Here is a 17,346-nt window from a genome sequence, read left to right on the forward strand (position 1 = left end):
TAGTGAATCAAAATTTAAAATACCTTTTTTTTACTATTCCTGCAATTATTTATGTAGGAATTTTTGCCTTTTATCCTTCATTTGATGCTGTTTATTTTAGCTTTTTAAACAGTAGAGGTCAATTTACTCTTGCTAATTATAAAGAATTGTTTTATTTTAATATTTGTGGAACTATTTTGAATACAGTAATAGTTACAGTTGGGGCTTTATTCATACAACTATTTTTAGGGTTGGCAATTGCTTCAATTTTAACTAGAGAATTTCGAGGTAAGAGAGCTTTTTCCACGTTGACTATAATACCCATGGGTGTAGCTACCATTGTTGCTGCAATAACTTTTTCATTCATCTTTCAAACTACTGGAGGTTATACTAACTCGTTTTTACATTTATTGCATTTACCTACAGTTAATTGGTACGCAAATAAATATATTTCCCTCTTGGTAGTAATGATATCAGATAGCTGGAAAAATACTCCAATAGTTATGCTAATATTATTATCAGGAATGCTCTCAATACCAAAAGATCTTTACTATGCTGCAGCATTAGACGGCGCAGGACCCATAAGGAGGTTCTTCCATATTACTTTACCTAACTTAAAGAAATTTATTGCAATAGCATTAATCATAAGAGGTGTAAGTGAATTTAATATATTTGCATTACCATTGGTTTTAATAGGTTATCATCCTTCACTTTTAACTACGTTAGCTTATGAACTGTATTCAACTACAACGATATATTTATCTTCCGCAGCTGCAGTAATCCTATTAGCTTTTATTTCAGTCTTTATAATATTAAATATAAAATTGAGTGGTAGGAAATGAAGTTCTGGTATATTGCTATCGTAATATTATCAATATACTTCCTGCTTCCGCTGTATATTCTAATAATGATAGCTTTTAGCCCAGCAAAATACACTATAGAGACCATTTATCCGCCCCTAGTATTTAAGGCTTTTACTCTAAATAATCTAATATATGCGTTTACTCAATATGACTTCGTTCACCCATTTTTCAAAAGTCTCTCAGTAGCTACTTTGGTAGGGATACTGGGAATTTTAATAGGTGTGCCAGCAGGATACGGCTTAAGCAGATTACCTGGAAAGATAGCCTATCCAGTTTTAATTCTACTATTAATAACTAACATGGTCCCTGGAATTGTTGTAGCAATACCTATTAGTGCTGAATTTATAAAGCTTCACCTATTTGATACGATCCTTGGATTAGCACTTGTCCAAGAATTGATAACCTTACCTTTAGCAACTTTTATAATGCAGGGTACTTTCTCTGCGGTTCCTAGAGAAATTGAATATCAAGCAAAAATAGACGGTGCATCTACGTTTTCATATATTAAGGATATTTTAATACCTACTGCATTGCCTGGAATTGCTGCCGCATTCCTCATTTCGTGGATGTTTTCATGGGATGAATTTACATATGCAATAATACTTTCTCCAATACATCCAACATTACCGGTAGAAATTTACATTAATATAACTAGGGGGAATGAACTTGCCGCAGTAGCATTTTCCTTAGTATTTACAATTCCCGTAATTATTCTTACTCTATTTTTGCAGAAGTATTTGAAAGGTGAATACTTAGCAGGAGGTGTAAAGGCATGATCCAATTTCAAGATTTAACGAAAAAATTCGGGAGTAAAGTAGTTTTAGATGGAATAACCGAAACCATAAAAACTGGAGAATTTTTTGTGATTTTAGGGCCTAGTGGAGCAGGAAAAAGTACATTGCTTAAAGTCATTGCTGGAATAGAAAAACCAGATAAAGGTAAAATAATAGTAGACGGTAAGGATGTTACTAACTTACCTCCAGAAAAAAGGAACGTCGCAATGGTTTTTCAAAATTATGCATTATATCCTAACATGACAGTTTACGATAATATAGCATTCCCGTTAAAGATGAAAGGATTGAAAAAGGACGATATTGAAAAGAGAGTAGAAAGAGTTGCAAAGTTATTGGGAATTTCAGATATTCTAAAAATGAACGTTACTAAGATAAGCGGAGGTCAGCAGCAGAGAGTTGCTGTTGCTAGGGCTATAGTCAGAGAACCTTCTTTTTACCTCCTTGACGAACCTCTATCTAATCTAGATGCAAGAGTAAGGTTTGTTGCAAGAGGAGAGTTAAAAAGGATTCAGAAGGAGCTTAACGGTACGTTCATCTACGTAACTCATGATCAGAAAGAGGCAATGAGCTTAGCAGATAGGGTAGCAGTTCTCCATAATGGAAAATTTGAACAAGTGGGTGAACCTATGGAGCTTTATGAGTATCCAAGAACAAAATGGGTTGGAGAATTTATAGGAGATTTTCCAATGAACTTCTTACCTGGAAAAATAATCGGGTTAGAAGGCGTAGAAATAGGATTCAGACCATCTTGGACAAAATTGGATGGAGAACTGAAGGGCACAGTAGAATCTGTAGAAGTTTTAGGAGATGATATATATCTCTTCTGTGATGTTGATAACTATAAGGTAACTATAAAATCAAAGGAAATGTTCAGTGTAGGGAGTGTGGTGTCGTTTAGTATAACGAAGTATAGGAGATTTAAGGACGGTATTCTTATAGATACAGAATAACTAATTTTTATTAGAACTAAACCTTGAAGATTTTTTCTAGGAAGAACATAACACTTTGAAGCTTATAATGTTTTGAAGATAATAGTATATTGTCTATTTTACATGATCATTTTAAGATAAGCCAATCCTAAAGTTGCTTCTATCTAAATAATATTTATAAATTTAAATGCAAATAAATTTTTTATAAGATAAGTAGTATTATATTATTTTTAATTTTTAGCATTCATTAACGGGGTTAAACGGATTTATATTAGTGGAAAGCTCACGATGAAAATGTAGAAATTTAGCATGATAATTTAATTCATAAAAATATCAAAAGAAAATTTTTTAATCATAAATTTTATATAATCTAAACATACACTATTTAAATTAGGGATAAATATGGATAAATTGGATCGTTTAATGGGTCTAAAGGGAGCATTAGCTGCAGGAGAATATACGCCAGACGGAAAATTAGTAGAATACAAAGGTAATCTACCAAAAGAAATGGCTGAGATGGTAGCAATGATGGTTGCAGCAAATACATTAATGGGCAAAATGCAGGCAGAAGGATTTACTAGACTATCTGGAATGAAATGGACTCCCTTCCACGGGTGGGCAGTAGCAGCAGGAGATTATGCAGTGTGCGTAATGGGTAACTACGGAGTATTTGTAGAGCTAAGCAAAGCAGACTTTAATGAAATATTCAAAACATTAATGGAAGTAGCCCAGAGCTAACCCTTTTAAATCATTTTTTCTTTTAATTTGCTTATTTTAATAGTGCTTAATACTGAGAGAATTTAAAAAATATTCTAACAATAAGTTAAATCTTTCCTTTTCACATTTTACATATGGAAAAAGCAACTTTAGGTGGAGGATGCTTCTGGTGCACTGAGGCAGTATTTTCAAGAGTTAGAGGTGTAGTAGACGTTAAGCCCGGATATTCTGGAGGAAAAGTACCTAATCCTACTTATGAGGAAGTCTGTACAGGTGAAACGGGACATGCTGAGGTTGTACAAATTACTTTCGATCCTAGTGTCATCTCATATAAAGAAATCTTAGAGATATTCTTTGCAATTCACGATCCTACAACTCCAAATAGACAGGGCAATGACGTAGGTCCTCAGTATAGGTCTATAATACTTTATCATAATGATGAGCAGAGGAAAATTGCTGAAGAGATGGTAAAGGAAGTTGCGAAGAAGTTGGGTAAAAAAGTAGTCACAGAAGTAGTACCTTTTAATGCGTTTTATGAAGCTGAAGATTATCACCATAATTTTTACGATACTCATAGGCGTTATCCTTACTGTAGGTTAGTTATAGATCCTAAGATAAAGAAGTTCTTAAAGTACTTTCCCGAAAAAGCAAAACAAATTTGATGAGAATTTAAATTTATACTTAATAATTAGTATAATTTCATATTAAGCTAAATTTTTAACTATTTGGTATCAAACAATCGTATGAAGCTTTTCGAACCGTTAAAGATAGGAGACATTGAACTGAAGAATAGGGTTATAATGTCTCCAATGATAACAAATTTAGCATCTCCAGAAGGTTATCCTACTGAAGAGCATATAGCCTATTTTGTTAGGAGATCTTCTGCAGGGTTGCTCATTACAGAGTATACTTATATTAATAACTCAGATTCAAGAGGGTCGCCTAACCAATTGGGGCTTTACGATGATACTTTAATTCCAAAATTCGCTAGACTTACTGAAGCTGTTCACAATTTCGGCTCAAAAATTTTTGTTCAGTTGGTTCACGTTGGTAGGAAAACAAAAAGAAGCTTAATTTGGGGTAATGAGCCTATTGCCCCTTCTAATATACCTCTAATAGAGCCGGTCAAGGAAATGACGGAAGATGATATAACCAGAGTAATTGAGGATTTTGTAAAAGCAGCAAAAAGGGCTGAAATGAGCGGTTTTGACGGAATAGAGCTTCACGGTGCTCATGGCTATTTGATAGCGCAGTTTCTATCTCCAGCTACTAACAAAAGGAAGGATAAATATTCTGACGGAGTCAAGTTTTTGGAAGAAATTCTTAATGAAGTAAGGAGAGAAGTAAGTATTCCAGTTGGGCTAAGGATATCATCTACAGAATTTGATAGTGATGGTTTAACTCCAGAGCTGGTAGGTAAAATAGTTTCTAGAGTCAAGAATAAGTTAGATTACGTTCACCTGTCTGCAGGAAGAGACGGTCCTCTTGGAGGATCTTCAAGCTTTTATTATAAGAAGCTTTCGTACTTAGAAGAGGCAAAAGTAGTTAGGGGTTTTGTTAATGATTTACCTTTAATGTTAGCAGGTTCAATTACAACTTCAGAGGAGGCACAAGAAGCCCTAAACGTAGTTGATGCAGTAGTTTTAGGCAGACAATTATTGGCAGATCCAGATTGGGTTGAAAAGGTTGAAAATAATAGGCCTATAAGGTATTGTATAAGGTGTAATCAGTCTTGTAGACTTCTATCAACTAGGGAGGTGAGATGTGATGTAAACCCTGAGCTTGGTTGGGAGATTTTACCTCTGCAGAGAGGAGAAGGAGAAGTCAAGGTAATAGGAGGGGGATTAGCAGGCTTAGAGGCTGCAAGAATTTTAGCTATTAGAGGATTTCAAGTAGAACTTTATGAGAGAGGAGATAAACTAGGTGGAGAACTTAACGAGTATAGAGATCCGTTTAAGAGAGCTGAATTCTTAAGGATTTTGGATTATTATGAGAAAGAGCTAAAGGGTATAGGTGTTAAAATAAGATTACAGAGCACTGCTAAAGGGTTAGACATGACACCAAAGGAATCTCAGCCTAAATTTGTGGAATATAAAGGATTAAGAATTCTGATTGATTCCAATTTATATGCGTATCAAGATTACATTTTCGAATGGATTAAGTACAATGAAATATATGTCACAAGTAATGTATTTAAAGGCTTGGATAGGAATAGAAGTTACTTCCTTATGGAGAAGTATAAGGAAATAGGAGTTAGATTTGAGAATCCAGGAAAAGTTGATGTAATACTAAGGGATATAAGGAAGGATCAACCTTCTATAGGTAAAGCAATAGCTAAAGGTTATTGGACAGGAAGGTCATTTAAAGGGTTTTATTGAACTTAATTTCTTTAGTCGTTAAACTCATCAATTTCCCTTAAATTCGCAATCATATGTTGTTTTGAAAGTAGACTTAAGTCAGCATTGATAAAAAAGAAGCAATTTGCAAAGCACATTTAAGGAAGAGTCTTAAGTAATTATATCCTGTAAAAACTTATTTACTTTTTTGATTTTCATAATTTTATGGAAGAACTAAACTTGGTCAACCTCGAATGCCCGGAACCATTCCTTAAAGTTTCGGCAAAGATAATGGAAATGAAGAACGGAGAACAATTAAAGGTTTTTTACAAGGATCCTAAATGTGATGAAATGTTAATGCAATTAACTACTTTAGCTAATTGTCAAGTACTGCAACATGAGGAGAAGGAAGGAGTATTTACGTTAGTACTCGAAAAGAAAAAGGAGGAAAAGAAGAGAGTTGACCTAAGCGATTTTACCGGATGCTAAAATGATAGGCGTAGTTTGGGACGATAGATTTTTAGAGATTTCCTTTTCTCATCCAATGATTAGAGACGTAGCTAAGGCAAGGATAAGGAAATTTAAGGAGTATCTGGAAAAAGTACGTGATGACGTTCTTTTTATTACGCCAGAACCTGCAAGGGAAGAAGACCTTCTCATAGTTCATTCCAGGAAATATGTGGAGAAGTTGAAAGAAGCTAGTAAATCACCTTATATAGGTTTTCTAGATGACGGAGATACTGTTTATTATCCTGATATGTTTAACGATATTCTCTTAGTTCTTGGGAGTAGTTTTACTGCAATAAAGTTCTCATCTTTCCTAGACTTTATCTATGTACCTTTGGGAGGGTTTCATCACGCCCTGCCTTGCAGAGCAATGGGTTTTTGTCCTATAAACGACATAGCAATTACTGCAAAAATTCTTTCAGAAAAGTACAAGGTAGCAATACTTGACGTTGATGCTCACCACGGTAACGGAGTTCAAAAAATACTTTATAATGATGAAATTCTGAAGATGAATATCTTCGGTTATGATGGTCACTTCTTTCCAGGTGACGGAAGAATGGAGGAAGTAGGAGAAGGCAAAGGGAAAGGTGTAAACTTAAACGTTCAGCTACCTAAAGGTTCTGGAGACGATGCATTCGCTGAAGCATTAAAGATTACGCAAGTTCTGGAAGACTTTCACCCAGATTATTTACTAGTAAATGCTGGAGTTGACGGTCACAAAGATGATAGTCTTCATTTCCTTAATTTAACTGCAAATTCCTTCAATTACTTAGGACAGAAGGTTAGGAGACTCCAGAAAGAGTTGAGATTTAAAGTAATCTCGTATGGTGGAGGAGGATATGGAGAAAGCTCTGCCTTATGTATGTTTGAATATATTTTAGGTTATCTAGGTAAGAAAGATGATCCTGAAGAGAAATCTAGCGGTAATGTGGAAGAAGTTAGGGATAATGTTGATAAACTTTTGAAAACTTTTTATACAGTTTATATTAGAAATAATTCTTAATTAAAGCTCTTTTTCTTTAGATAAGTTGAAATATGAAAATCTGGTAAGAAGAGCTTTTAATCGTCACTATCCTACTTTAAACCATGGAATATGCAGTAATATCTCCATCACTTTTCAAGAATATTCATGAAGTTATTGAAAAGTTTAAAGGAAAATATTTCTTGGTTATAACAACCTCAGGGTTATCTTATGCATTAAGGAAAGGAATAAATGTAGACGAAGCGTTAGACGAAGGAGTTAAGGTTTTGGCTTTCTCTCATAAGTTTCAGCCATTAGAAGGATTAAGCATTGAGGAGACAGAAGCATTGCTTTTAGCTAAAGATTTAGGTTATTATTTAATAACTTCTGCAGGCGATAAAGTTAAGGAAGTTGCTGAAAAAGAAGGAGTAAAGGTCGTAGTTATGTGACTTCTGAAGTTACCCAATTCTTAATCACTATTCCTTCTATTCTTGAAAAGTGTTTTGCGTTTGAAGTGACCAATATGCAGTCGTTAACTAAGCAGATTGAAGCAACCAGCAAGTCTTTTACTTCTATTTTGTCTTCCTTCCCTAGAAAGTTTTGAACCTATTTCAGCAGCCTTTTTAGAGGAATTTTTATCTAGGTTTAAAATTTTAAGAGAATTCATCTAAGCCTTCTGTTTTCTATTCTATAGTCTCAAAATAAACTTCAAAAATGTTTATGGTAGTAGCAAAAGCTCCTCTGTGTTTTTTATATAATATACAGCCTCCTCTTCCCTCTTAGGAGGTCAATTATAATGTCAGTATCTAAACACTTCATTTTGACCATATTTCCTCCAGTTCTTTTACTACATTATCGAGTTTTGCATTCTTCCAAATTCCTGTAGGCTTGAGAATCCTTTTTCTTATTATCCCGTGACGTTAACCTTAATATCACATCAGAGATCTCCTTCATTTTTTCCTTTAAGAAGAGCTTCATATGCTTTGTTTGATAGTGTCTTTTTCACGTTTAAAGGTATACTAAAAAGTAGCCTTAGTGAGCATTTTTAGAAGTATTAAAGGTGGAAAGGACGGGAATTCCTTCTCGTTGAACACTATCTTAGGAGTACTCAGGACGTGGTATTTGTCGATGTATTCTTCATAGACGTCTACATCGTAAATTTCCAAGTTTACTTTATCGTTAACTATAGAGATTTGATAGAACAGTTCGGCTGCTGCAGGACAATGTGTGCATGTTGCTGTAACGAAGAGCTTTAGGTTTCCTTTTAATTTCTTTGCGAGTTCCAGCTCATCCTCTTGAAGATGAACTGCTTTTGAAGATATTCTAACTAAGGCGTTAAGAAATGGCCAGAGCTCGTTAATTTCAGGAACTCCATAATAAGTAAAGAACCTTCTACCGTCCTTCTCTATTTTAACTACTGGTCTGTTACAGCCTTCGAGCTTTACTATTTCATTATTCTCCTTCATTTCATCAAAGAGGTCGTCGGCTAAACACTCCTCAATTTTTAATCCTTTTATTGCTGAGGAGTATTGTTTAATTATTGGATCGTAGCTCATAGGAAGTACCTCAAACTTTCTATTTTATCCATTGCAGCAGTAAGTTTATTCTCCAATTCATTTTCATCTTTGAATTCCTTAATTACAAGCACTTTTGGGCCTTCCACGGAATACGAAACAGGAGAACCTAGTCCTTGAATTAGTCTTGAGGCTCTTGCGTATTGAACTCCCATGTTAACTAAATCGTCCAGGTTTTCGTTACCTGTGGGCAAAGGAATGGGGAATATGCACTTATTCCCTTCTATATAGAAAGAATAATCGTTCATATCTACTATTTTTCTTCCTCCCTCAACTTTTAACTTGTAACCTTTTTCCTCTAAGTATTTTTCAAGCATTTTTATCCTTAGGAAATCTATCTACGTCGAGGTTAAAGAATCCTCTGCACGCATTTATTATACTTTCAGAGAGTGAAGGATGAACCAGTGCTGAAAAAGCTAAATCTTTACAAAACATTCCTGCCTTTATTGCAATTGCCAACTCATTTATTAACTCTTCAGCTACGTCAGAGACTACTTCACCGTAAACTATTCTTCCTTTTTCGTCAATACCTACTTTCGCGTAACCTTCCCTTAATCCTTTTATTATAGCTCTAGTAGAAGCAGATAGGGGGAATTTACATTCCTTTACCGCTAGTCTCCTATCTCCTACAATTCCTATTTGCGGATCTGTGTAAACTACTTGCGGTACTGAAAAGTAGTCAATTTTCTCCATTTTGCCCATGACATTTAGTGCTGAAATTACTCCTTCTAACATCGCAACGTGGGCTACTTTTTTTTCTTTATCTATTATATCTCCCGCAGAAAATACCTTAGAGTTTGTAGTTTGTAATAAGTTGTTAACTACAACTCCGTTATCGTTATATTTAACTCCCAATAGTCCTATTCCTTCTGGAAGGTTAGGTTTTCTCCCTGTAGCATAAACTACTACTTCAGCTTTTTTACTTATCCCTCTTTTTGTTATTACTGTTTGTTCATTTATTTCCTCAACTTCACAATTTTCAATTAATTCTACACCGTCCCAGTCTAAACTTTCTTTTATTATTCTTTGTCCGTCATCATCCAAATACTTCATTATTTTTCCTCTAGTTATTAGAGTTACTTCACTACCTAACCTTGCATATATTTGCGCAATTTCTACTCCTGCATAGCCTCCGCCTATTACAACCATTGAGGAAGGAACAAAGTTCAGATTTACTGCTTCATCTTCACTAATTGCCCTTTCTATTCCTTTAATTTTTGGTCTTGAAGGAATTGATCCGCTGGCTATTATTAACTTGTCAAAGGTTATTCTTTTCCCTTTAACTTCAATTTCGTTTTGCGAAACTATCTTTGCTTCTCCTTCGATAATTTCTGCTCCAGAACTCCTTACCAGCTCTTTTCCTGCATTAGATAAGTAATCCATTATTTCATTTCTTTTTGAGAAAAAATTTTCTTTTGAGTCGGTTACATTAATTTCTAATCCTTTATAATTGCCTATTTCATTTAATCTAGAAAAAAGAAATGAAATATCTGAAAGAAAAATACTTGGAACACAGCCCGAGTTTACGCAAACTCCTCCGAATTTTCCTTTCTCTATTACTGTTACTTCCTTTCCTTCTCTACCAAGTACACTACCCGCTACGTAACCTGCAGATCCGCCGCCGATTATCACATACATGTTCATCAGAAGAATAATGTTCTATCTGCATCTAATGTTAAGTCTATTAGTGTCGACCCTCCCACTAATTCTACTCCGTCAACTACATCGCTCTCATTCATATGGCACATATCTTTGAGGCTTTGTACGCATACATACATCTTTACTCCGTTATCCTTTGCCATATCGAAGAAGTGTATGAATGGATTGTTTCCTTTCTTTCTCTCTTCTTCCTGCCAAGCTTTTGATAATAATAGTGGTCCTTTGATCATGAAGAACACTGATGTCTCGTACTCCATTGATGCTGATATTGATGCCATGAATAGTGGCGCATATGTTCTGTCTAAATCTTCTGGGCCGTGAGTTACTACAATTAGTATCTTCTTTTTCTGCTCCTCTTCTTGAGACATGTTTATCTTGATTTATTTAATTTTAGTTCCTTATATTTTTTATCAAACAAAATCATGTTACATTCTCGTAGAGCTTTTTATAAGTTTATTTAGAAAATAAAGCAATACCAAAAAGCTTAAATATTTTTAAGATAAACGATATTTAGGTGTAAAAGTTGGGCAGTAAAAAGCTATCATTAATCGTATTCTCAGGAACGGCAGATAAATTAATGCCAGTAGGTATTTTAGCTTCTGGCGCAGCTGCTGCGGGATATGAGGTAAATCTATTCTTCACTTTCTGGGGGCTTCAAGCAATAACTAAGAAATCAATAGGTCAGCCTCAGCCCATTGATAAGAATTATGAACAGTTCGGTCCAGTTATGATGCAGAGAATGCAGGAAATGAAATATCCAAGCTGGGATCAATTAGTTATGCAGGCTAAGGAAGTGGGTGAGGTAAAAGTTTACGCTTGCTCAACTACAATGGAATTCTTCGGAATAAAGAGGGAAGATTTAGCTGACTTTGTTGACGACGTGGTAGGAGTTGCAACATTCCTAGATAGAGCGGAAGGAGGAACTACATTATTCATTTAAGGTGACCAAAATGTCACAAGAAGCAAAAATAACTAAAACTCTAGATTTAAAGGGAATGTTCTGCCCCGGACCAGTTTTAGAGACTGCTAAGGCAATAAAGACGATAAATGTTGGTGAGGTATTGGAGGTTTATGCTACAGACCCGGCCGCAAAGTCAGATTTAGAAGCATGGGCAAGAAGGACAGGGAATCAAATACTCGACATAAAGCAAGAGAACGGAGTACTTAGGGCGTTAATTAAAAGGATGAAGTAAGTTATTTAATTTTACATTTTTTTAAAACAAAACTTATAAGTCTCTTTTGAGAAGTAAAAGGTGTGGGTTAAATGGCAACTAGGGTTCTACAATTACCGGACGACCCAAGATTTCTTGATATGTCTTATCAAGAGCAGGGAGCTCTGACAGAAGAACAAAGGGACTTAGACACACTACCTCCGGATCAAAGGCAATTAGCTGAGGAATTCTGGAAGACTGTCAAATCAGATTTCAGATTTAATGAGTCCTTAAGAGGTTGTCTGAACTGTGGAGTTTGCACTTCAGGATGTCCTGCTGCAAAGTTCTATGATTTTGGACCAAGGGAAATGATCCAATACATGATGAGGGATGAAGCAGACAAAATATGGCAGTTTACGAATGAGAAAGTCTGGGCATGTGTGCAGTGCTACACGTGTTCTATGAGATGTCCCTTCAATAACGAGATTGCAGGATTAATAATGCTCTTAAGGGAGTACGCAGTACAGTTCGCATTACCTTCAGCTAAAGAGATCCTAGCCCCATACAGAAGGGTCTTGTACACAGTGTTAACTTTAGGTAACCAAGTAACTCCAGATATGATTCAGCCTGATGCATTTCCCGACTGGGGACCTCAAGCAGTAGAAGAATCTAAGAACATGGATGTTTACAGGAAAGCTATTCCAGTGGATTTAATGCAAAGAACTGACGTCGGATGGCATCCTTCACTTCAAACTTCAGTTGAAATGATGACTATAATGTTTGAGTCTGGAGTAATGGACTCTATAAAGAAAGTTGATCCTGATCTGTACGATATGATAGCGGACATATATGACGAAAGGAAACAACAATTAGACGAAATTAAGGAGAAATGGGAGAAGGGAGAACTTAAGGAAGAAGATCTTCCAGACAGCTGGTTAGATCTTTAAGATAGTTTTCTTTTTTGTGCAATTTACGATATTTTAGAAAACTTATTCTATGTTTCATAAAATGTTTAATAAGTAAAGTTTTTATTCCATTCTAACAAATGTATAGTTAAAGGGAGAATTGTATGTCAGAACAAGAAAATGTAGATAAAAAGTTACAAGAAGAGATTAAGAATGCCTTCCCTTACGCAGATACGGTAGACTGGAACGAAGTATATCAAAGAATAATTTATAGGTATAGCACTCCACATGGTTTACAACACGTAAAAGAAGAGATGGAAAAATTAGAAGATGAAGGAGAAATTATAGTACATCATATTAAGCCTTATAATAACCCAATAAAGATGCAATCTTTAAACGGTTTTCCTAAAACAATTCCAACTAACAGACTATGGAACCATAAAAGCTGTGGACAGTGCGGCCACATTCCTGGTTATCCAACTTCAGTATTTTGGATGATGAATAAAATGGAAATTGATTATATGGATGAACCACATCAGACTTCTTGTACAGGTTGGAATTATCACGCCTCTGGAGCTTCCAATCCAGTAGCTTTATCTGGAGTTTATGTAAGGAACATGTGGAGGGCTTATGAAATAGATTACTTCCCGTTAATTCACTGTGGTACTTCCTTCGGTCACTATAAAGAAGTAAGGAATATGATAATATTGCACAAGGAGGTAAGAGAAAAACTAAGGCCTATAATGAGAAAACTAGGAATGGATATAGTAGTTCCTGAAGAAGTCGTTCACTATTCGGAATGGTTATATACAATGAGCAAGAAGGCTGCACAACAGAAGAAGTACGATTTAAGTAACATTAAGGCGGCAGTTCACACTCCCTGCCACGTTTACAAGTTAGTCCCAGAAGATACCATATACGATCCAGAAGTATGGCAAGGAAGAAGACCTGCAGCGCCTACTGGCACAGTACAGAACTTCGGAGCTAAGATAGTTGATTACTCAACTTGGTGGGACTGCTGCGGTTTCGGATTTAGACACATATTGACTGAGAGAGAGTTCTCAAGGAGTTTTGCGCTATTCAAGAAAGTAATTCCTGCAGTAGAAGAAGCTCACGCTGACGTATTCGTTACTTCCGATACGGGATGTGTAACAACTTTAGACAAGAGTCAGTGGGCAGGAAAAGCACACGGCTTTAATTACAACTTACCAGTATTAGCAGATGCACAATTTGCAGCAATAGCTATGGGTGCAGATCCCTACAAGATAGCTCAAATACACTGGCACGCAACTGATGTTGAAGGCTTCTTAAGGAAGATAGGAGTTCCAGTAGATGACTACAAGGAGAAATTCATACAATACTTAGCAGATCTAAGAGAAGGAAAAGCAGAACCAGAGTATTTATATAAGCCTCACAGAAAGATCGACTTCTACTTATCAGTACCAGAAAGAGTAAAGTGGTACAAAGGAGAAAGTTCACAAGCTGCGAAATCAAGTTAAGCAAATCTTTTTAATTAATTTTATTAAATAAATTAAGGGGTTAGAAAAGTGGCAGGAGAAAAAGTTCTCGTAATAGGATCTGGGCCCGCAGGACTCTCTGCAACTAAGGAACTGCTAAACATGGGTGTTGATGTAGTCTTAGTAGAAAAAGAATCATACTTAGGGGGAACTCCTAAGAAATTAAAGTACAGCTTACTATTCCCAGAATTAAGACCTGCTTCAGAAGTTATTGATCCATTAGTAAAATCTGCTGAAGGAGTGAAGAAATATATGGAAAGCATCGTTGAGGGAGTAAAGCCAGAAGGCAAAGGTTTTACAGTTACAATAAAAGATAAGTCAGGAAAAACTACTACCGAGAAAGTAAGTGCAATAATAGCATCTTCAGGTTTCGAGCACTTCGACTCTAGGAGAAAATACGAGTACGGTTATGGAATAATTCCTAACATTTATCAAATATCAGACATAGAGAAGATGCTTTCAGAGAATAAGGTAGTTACAACAAAGGGAACTCCTCCAAAGAGAGTTGCGATCTTATTATGTGTAGGCTCTAGAGATGCCACAGTAGGAAATACTTACTGCTCCAGAGTTTGCTGTGCGGTATCAATTAAACAAGCAATGGAAATTAAGCAAAGGATTCCAGATGCAGTAGTCCACATTTACTACATGGATATAAGAACATATGGATTAATGGAAGATAAATTGTATTGGAGGTCTCAGTTAGAGTACAGAGTAGGATTCATAAGGGGTAGAATTTCAGAATTTATGAGAGGTCCAAATGATACTGTAATCATTAAAGGAGAGGATACAATGAACTTAAACAGGGCATTAGTAGTTCCTTACGATATGGTTATATTAGCTAACGGTATGGAATTAGGTTTAGGTTCTAAGCAAGTAGCTAAAGCTTTAGGCTTGGAATTTGAGGAGCACGGTTTCGTTAAGCCTTTAGATCCAGATAGGCTTCCAGTACAGTCAACAAAGAAAGGAATATTCTTAGCCGGAGCAATAACAGGTCCAAAGACTATTTCAGATTCAATAACCGAAGGGCAAGCTGCAGCAATGAAGGCTTATGAGTATATAACTAAAGGAGTATGGGAAGAGCCCGTAAAAGTTGAGGTGGTACATCATTAATACTGTTTTTTTAAATGTTGATTACGTAAGAGAAATTTTTAATGCTATGTTAGATGTTGATGTAAATAATACTGTATCGGGGAATGCGAAAAAGTCTTTACAGACTATCCTAGAGGCTATGGAACTGAAGAGTAAAACAATACGTTCACTTGATATTTCAACAGAAGAGAATGCAAGGAAATTATTCGATTCCATATTTTACGTTAGAAAGCACTTCTCAGATGTTATTTCTAAAACTTCCGTTCCAGAGTTATCTTCAGCCTTCTCTCAACTTAAAGATTCTTCAATCTCTTATGATGAGAGAGTTGAGAGATTCAAATCCGTAGTTAAAGGTGGAGAAAGTTCAGATATAGAGGACATGGCTAAGGAGATTATTCATTTCCTCGAACCGGAGAAATATCCTCTCTGGATTAGATGGATATGGAATAAGGAGAGAGGAACCGGTTCAATAAACTATATTATAAAAGACGACGTTAAAATAAATGACGAGAAGGAGTTATTTTCAGCCATAGATGAGCTAAGGAATGTCTTGGAAATATTCGGTTTAGATTCTAAGGGTAAATATTACGTCACTTCAGTTTTTTTAGTTTACGCATATGTTAGGTATTTAGACTATACAACCCATTTGGCGGTTGATAAAAAGGCCGCCGGGTTAATCCCTACACACCTCTCCACAACAGCCCTCGTATTAGGGCTAAAACCGTATCTTAAGGTGATCAAAATTGCCAATACCTGAGTTGGAAAAACCTATAATTAAAGGCGTAATTGAAAAGGAAAAAGTAGTAGTAGATGGTGTAGAATTAGACGGAACATGGAATGCATTCTTAGTAGAGAGGACACAAACGGGCTACGATCCTTCAGTGTGGGATGAGGTAGCTAACACGCTAGAAGGAGTTACAATAAGTGCCTGCTGGCAATGCGGCACTTGTACTTCAGGATGCACTATGAGGGAATACGATCCCAACTTCGGGCCAAGGAAATTCATAGACTTAGCTAGGAAGGGAGATAAACAAGCTTTAGCTGATCTTCAAAACTCTTTATGGAGATGTGTATCTTGCCAGAAATGCACTCACAGATGTCCTAAGGGAGTAATGGTAGAAGAAGTTGTTCATGCAATACATAATTATACATTAAAACATGGACTTGCTAAGAAAGACCCCGGAACAGTTTTTGACGAGCTATTCCTTGAGACTGTAATGAAAAACGGGGGAAGAATAAGTGAGCTTTTATTAGGCTCCGCCTCAGCTAAGGCGGGTTTCGTAACTATGAGTTTGAGGGATCTGATAACAATGTCCGTACCCTTAATTAAATCAGGTCTAATAAAAGATCTGTTAAAACCAAATAAGGTAAAGAATTGGGATAGAGTAAAAGAGGTATTAGAGGAAGCAATGAAAGAGGAGGTGAAGCCAGAATGAGCACCAATAATCCATACGGTAAAGTAGCATTATATCCTGGCTGCGCATTAGATGGCTTAGGAAAGTCCTACGATGTTTCGTTAAAACTGGTAGCCGAAGATTTAGGTTTAAGTTTTGAGAGACTTGACGATTATAACTGTTGCGGAGCTTTAGAAGTTAAGAATGTAAATACTATGGCAGGGTTATTACTACCAGCGAGGAACTTATCTTTAGCTAGAAAAGAAGGAGCCACCACTGTAATGTCAGCCTGTCCAGGTTGTCATTACTCTCTATCTAGAACACAATATTACATGAGCAAGTATCCTAAAGTCAGGGAAAAAGTCAATACATACTTAGAGAAAATGGGAGAGAAACCATATGATATGCAGTTAATGACAATTCATGCTGTTGAATATTTCTATAATAGTATAGGGATTGAAAAAATAAAGGCTAAGGTTAAGAGGCCTCTAACAGGATTAAAAGTAGCTCCTTACTATGGTTGCTTGTATAATAGACCTAAGCCCTATACTTTAGCAGGATATATGAAATTAAAGGATGATCCAGAGAGACCCATATTCATGGATGAGTTACTGAAGGCTTTAGGAGCAGAGGTAGTGCCTTTTGAAGCTAAAACAATGTGCTGCGGTGGGCCTCACGTGTATTCAGATGTAGAGGTTGCCCTACACTTAGAAGCCAGAATATTAAAGGAAGCAAGGAGAAACGGGGCCGATATGCTTATCGTAGACTGTCCTTTAGGAGGCGTAGCATTAGAGACTAATATGAATAAGATAGCTGAAAAGTACGGAGAAGATCTGAGAACGCCTATAGTATACTTCACGCAATTGATGGCCTTCGCTTTTGGTCATAGTCCAGAGGAAGCATTATTGACTGCTAACTTAACTAATCCAATGAGTATTTTAAAGAAATACATGCAATGAGAGAGACGAAGA

The 17,346-nt window shown here is 36.0% G+C and carries 21 protein-coding genes; 17 read left to right on the forward strand and 4 right to left on the reverse strand.

Annotated features, from left to right (window positions below):
• Positions 1-2 precede the first annotated feature (2 nt).
• The 9 genes from HS5_RS00625 (at position 3) to HS5_RS00665 (ending at position 7,535) form a co-directional block, all read left to right on the forward strand.
• Entirely contained in the window at positions 3-821 is an 819-nt protein-coding gene (locus HS5_RS00625) for a sugar ABC transporter permease (protein ID WP_236752156.1), read from the forward strand.
• Positions 818-1,618, forward strand: a complete 801-nt coding sequence (locus HS5_RS00630; RefSeq protein ID WP_236752157.1) for a carbohydrate ABC transporter permease — start codon at positions 818-820, stop codon at positions 1,616-1,618. The genes HS5_RS00625 and HS5_RS00630 overlap by 4 nt, the downstream gene beginning before the upstream one ends.
• Positions 1,615-2,586: an ABC transporter ATP-binding protein gene (locus HS5_RS00635; protein WP_236752158.1), complete on the forward strand. Its 972-nt coding sequence runs from the start codon at positions 1,615-1,617 to the stop codon at positions 2,584-2,586. Before HS5_RS00630 ends, HS5_RS00635 begins: the two co-directional genes overlap by 4 nt.
• 381 nt (positions 2,587-2,967) lie before the next feature.
• On the forward strand, positions 2,968-3,303 hold the full coding sequence (locus HS5_RS00640) for a DUF2173 family protein (protein WP_236752159.1): 336 nt from the start codon (positions 2,968-2,970) through the stop codon (positions 3,301-3,303).
• 113 nt (positions 3,304-3,416) lie between these two features.
• Positions 3,417-3,944: a peptide-methionine (S)-S-oxide reductase MsrA gene (msrA, locus tag HS5_RS00645; RefSeq protein WP_236752160.1), complete on the forward strand. Its 528-nt coding sequence runs from the start codon at positions 3,417-3,419 to the stop codon at positions 3,942-3,944.
• Between the two features lie 81 nt (positions 3,945-4,025).
• Positions 4,026-5,660 carry an NAD(P)-binding protein gene (locus HS5_RS00650; RefSeq protein ID WP_236752161.1) on the forward strand — a complete coding sequence of 545 codons (1,635 nt, stop codon included), beginning with the start codon at positions 4,026-4,028 and terminating at the stop codon, positions 5,658-5,660.
• A 183-nt stretch (positions 5,661-5,843) separates the two neighbouring features.
• On the forward strand, positions 5,844-6,107 hold the full coding sequence (locus tag HS5_RS00655) for a sulfurtransferase TusA family protein (protein WP_236752162.1): 264 nt from the start codon (positions 5,844-5,846) through the stop codon (positions 6,105-6,107).
• Between the two features lies 1 nt (position 6,108).
• Positions 6,109-7,128 (forward strand): histone deacetylase, encoded by a 1,020-nt coding sequence (locus HS5_RS00660; RefSeq protein ID WP_236752163.1) that lies wholly within the window; start codon positions 6,109-6,111, stop codon positions 7,126-7,128.
• Between the two features lie 83 nt (positions 7,129-7,211).
• Positions 7,212-7,535, forward strand: coding sequence for a hypothetical protein (locus tag HS5_RS00665; protein WP_236752164.1), 324 nt, complete (start codon positions 7,212-7,214; stop codon positions 7,533-7,535).
• 570 nt (positions 7,536-8,105) lie between these two features.
• On the opposite strand, the gene HS5_RS00670 is transcribed toward HS5_RS00665, so the two are convergent.
• The 4 genes from HS5_RS00670 to HS5_RS00685 are packed head-to-tail and all read right to left on the reverse strand — an operon-like array spanning position 8,106 to position 10,687.
• Entirely contained in the window at positions 8,106-8,642 is a 537-nt protein-coding gene (locus HS5_RS00670) for a thioredoxin family protein (protein WP_236752165.1), read from the reverse strand.
• Positions 8,639-8,977, reverse strand: coding sequence for a hypothetical protein (locus HS5_RS00675; RefSeq protein ID WP_236752166.1), 339 nt, complete (start codon positions 8,975-8,977; stop codon positions 8,639-8,641). The genes HS5_RS00670 and HS5_RS00675 overlap by 4 nt, the downstream gene beginning before the upstream one ends.
• The gene (locus HS5_RS00680) at positions 8,970-10,298 is read right to left on the reverse strand and encodes an NAD(P)/FAD-dependent oxidoreductase (protein WP_236752167.1); all 1,329 of its coding nucleotides are present in this window, start codon (positions 10,296-10,298) and stop codon (positions 8,970-8,972) included. The genes HS5_RS00675 and HS5_RS00680 overlap by 8 nt, the downstream gene beginning before the upstream one ends.
• Positions 10,299-10,303: 5 nt before the next feature.
• Positions 10,304-10,687: a DsrE family protein gene (locus tag HS5_RS00685; protein ID WP_236752168.1), complete on the reverse strand. Its 384-nt coding sequence runs from the start codon at positions 10,685-10,687 to the stop codon at positions 10,304-10,306.
• Between the two features lie 155 nt (positions 10,688-10,842).
• Here HS5_RS00685 and HS5_RS00690 point away from each other — a divergent pair, with 155 nt between their 5' ends.
• The 8 genes from HS5_RS00690 to HS5_RS00725 all read left to right on the forward strand — a co-directional run bounded on the left by HS5_RS00690 (position 10,843) and on the right by HS5_RS00725 (position 17,334).
• Entirely contained in the window at positions 10,843-11,259 is a 417-nt protein-coding gene (locus tag HS5_RS00690; protein WP_256445549.1) for a DsrE/DsrF/DrsH-like family protein, read from the forward strand.
• Between the two features lie 10 nt (positions 11,260-11,269).
• Positions 11,270-11,512 carry a sulfurtransferase TusA family protein gene (locus HS5_RS00695; RefSeq protein WP_236752169.1) on the forward strand — a complete coding sequence of 81 codons (243 nt, stop codon included), beginning with the start codon at positions 11,270-11,272 and terminating at the stop codon, positions 11,510-11,512.
• A gap of 71 nt (positions 11,513-11,583) precedes the next feature.
• Positions 11,584-12,417, forward strand: coding sequence for a 4Fe-4S dicluster domain-containing protein (locus HS5_RS00700; RefSeq protein WP_236752170.1), 834 nt, complete (start codon positions 11,584-11,586; stop codon positions 12,415-12,417).
• Positions 12,418-12,539: 122 nt separating this feature from the next.
• Positions 12,540-13,874, forward strand: a complete 1,335-nt coding sequence (locus HS5_RS00705; RefSeq protein WP_236752171.1) for a CoB--CoM heterodisulfide reductase iron-sulfur subunit B family protein — start codon at positions 12,540-12,542, stop codon at positions 13,872-13,874.
• 48 nt (positions 13,875-13,922) lie between these two features.
• On the forward strand, positions 13,923-15,002 hold the full coding sequence (locus tag HS5_RS00710) for a CoB--CoM heterodisulfide reductase iron-sulfur subunit A family protein (protein WP_236752172.1): 1,080 nt from the start codon (positions 13,923-13,925) through the stop codon (positions 15,000-15,002).
• Between the two features lie 46 nt (positions 15,003-15,048).
• Positions 15,049-15,738 carry a hypothetical protein gene (locus HS5_RS00715; RefSeq protein ID WP_236752173.1) on the forward strand — a complete coding sequence of 230 codons (690 nt, stop codon included), beginning with the start codon at positions 15,049-15,051 and terminating at the stop codon, positions 15,736-15,738.
• Positions 15,725-16,417 carry a 4Fe-4S dicluster domain-containing protein gene (locus HS5_RS00720; protein WP_236752174.1) on the forward strand — a complete coding sequence of 231 codons (693 nt, stop codon included), beginning with the start codon at positions 15,725-15,727 and terminating at the stop codon, positions 16,415-16,417. Before HS5_RS00715 ends, HS5_RS00720 begins: the two co-directional genes overlap by 14 nt.
• Positions 16,414-17,334 (forward strand): CoB--CoM heterodisulfide reductase iron-sulfur subunit B family protein, encoded by a 921-nt coding sequence (locus HS5_RS00725; protein ID WP_236752175.1) that lies wholly within the window; start codon positions 16,414-16,416, stop codon positions 17,332-17,334. The genes HS5_RS00720 and HS5_RS00725 overlap by 4 nt, the downstream gene beginning before the upstream one ends.
• The last annotated feature ends 12 nt before the right edge of the window (positions 17,335-17,346 follow it).

This window comes from Acidianus sp. HS-5, assembly GCF_021655615.1.
GTDB lineage: Archaea > Thermoproteota > Thermoprotei_A > Sulfolobales > Sulfolobaceae > Acidianus.

Excerpts from the sequence above, each read along its gene's own strand:
- HS5_RS00705 (WP_236752171.1), top strand. The coding sequence starts at position 12,540 with ATGTCAGAACAAGAAAATGTAGATAAAAAGTTACAAGAAGAGATTAAG.
- HS5_RS00630 (WP_236752157.1), top strand. The coding sequence starts at position 818 with ATGAAGTTCTGGTATATTGCTATCGTAATATTATCAATATACTTCCTG.
- HS5_RS00670 (WP_236752165.1), bottom strand. The coding sequence starts at position 8,642 with ATGAGCTACGATCCAATAATTAAACAATACTCCTCAGCAATAAAAGGA.
- HS5_RS00700 (WP_236752170.1), top strand. The coding sequence starts at position 11,584 with ATGGCAACTAGGGTTCTACAATTACCGGACGACCCAAGATTTCTTGAT.
- HS5_RS00665 (WP_236752164.1), top strand. The coding sequence starts at position 7,212 with ATGGAATATGCAGTAATATCTCCATCACTTTTCAAGAATATTCATGAA.
- HS5_RS00640 (WP_236752159.1), top strand. The coding sequence starts at position 2,968 with ATGGATAAATTGGATCGTTTAATGGGTCTAAAGGGAGCATTAGCTGCA.
- HS5_RS00675 (WP_236752166.1), bottom strand. The coding sequence starts at position 8,977 with ATGCTTGAAAAATACTTAGAGGAAAAAGGTTACAAGTTAAAAGTTGAG.
- HS5_RS00725 (WP_236752175.1), top strand. The coding sequence starts at position 16,414 with ATGAGCACCAATAATCCATACGGTAAAGTAGCATTATATCCTGGCTGC.
- HS5_RS00650 (WP_236752161.1), top strand. The coding sequence starts at position 4,026 with ATGAAGCTTTTCGAACCGTTAAAGATAGGAGACATTGAACTGAAGAAT.
- HS5_RS00685 (WP_236752168.1), bottom strand. The coding sequence starts at position 10,687 with ATGTCTCAAGAAGAGGAGCAGAAAAAGAAGATACTAATTGTAGTAACT.
- msrA (WP_236752160.1), top strand. The coding sequence starts at position 3,417 with ATGGAAAAAGCAACTTTAGGTGGAGGATGCTTCTGGTGCACTGAGGCA.
- HS5_RS00660 (WP_236752163.1), top strand. The coding sequence starts at position 6,109 with ATGATAGGCGTAGTTTGGGACGATAGATTTTTAGAGATTTCCTTTTCT.
- HS5_RS00715 (WP_236752173.1), top strand. The coding sequence starts at position 15,049 with ATGTTAGATGTTGATGTAAATAATACTGTATCGGGGAATGCGAAAAAG.
- HS5_RS00655 (WP_236752162.1), top strand. The coding sequence starts at position 5,844 with ATGGAAGAACTAAACTTGGTCAACCTCGAATGCCCGGAACCATTCCTT.
- HS5_RS00680 (WP_236752167.1), bottom strand. The coding sequence starts at position 10,298 with ATGTATGTGATAATCGGCGGCGGATCTGCAGGTTACGTAGCGGGTAGT.
- HS5_RS00695 (WP_236752169.1), top strand. The coding sequence starts at position 11,270 with ATGTCACAAGAAGCAAAAATAACTAAAACTCTAGATTTAAAGGGAATG.
- HS5_RS00635 (WP_236752158.1), top strand. The coding sequence starts at position 1,615 with ATGATCCAATTTCAAGATTTAACGAAAAAATTCGGGAGTAAAGTAGTT.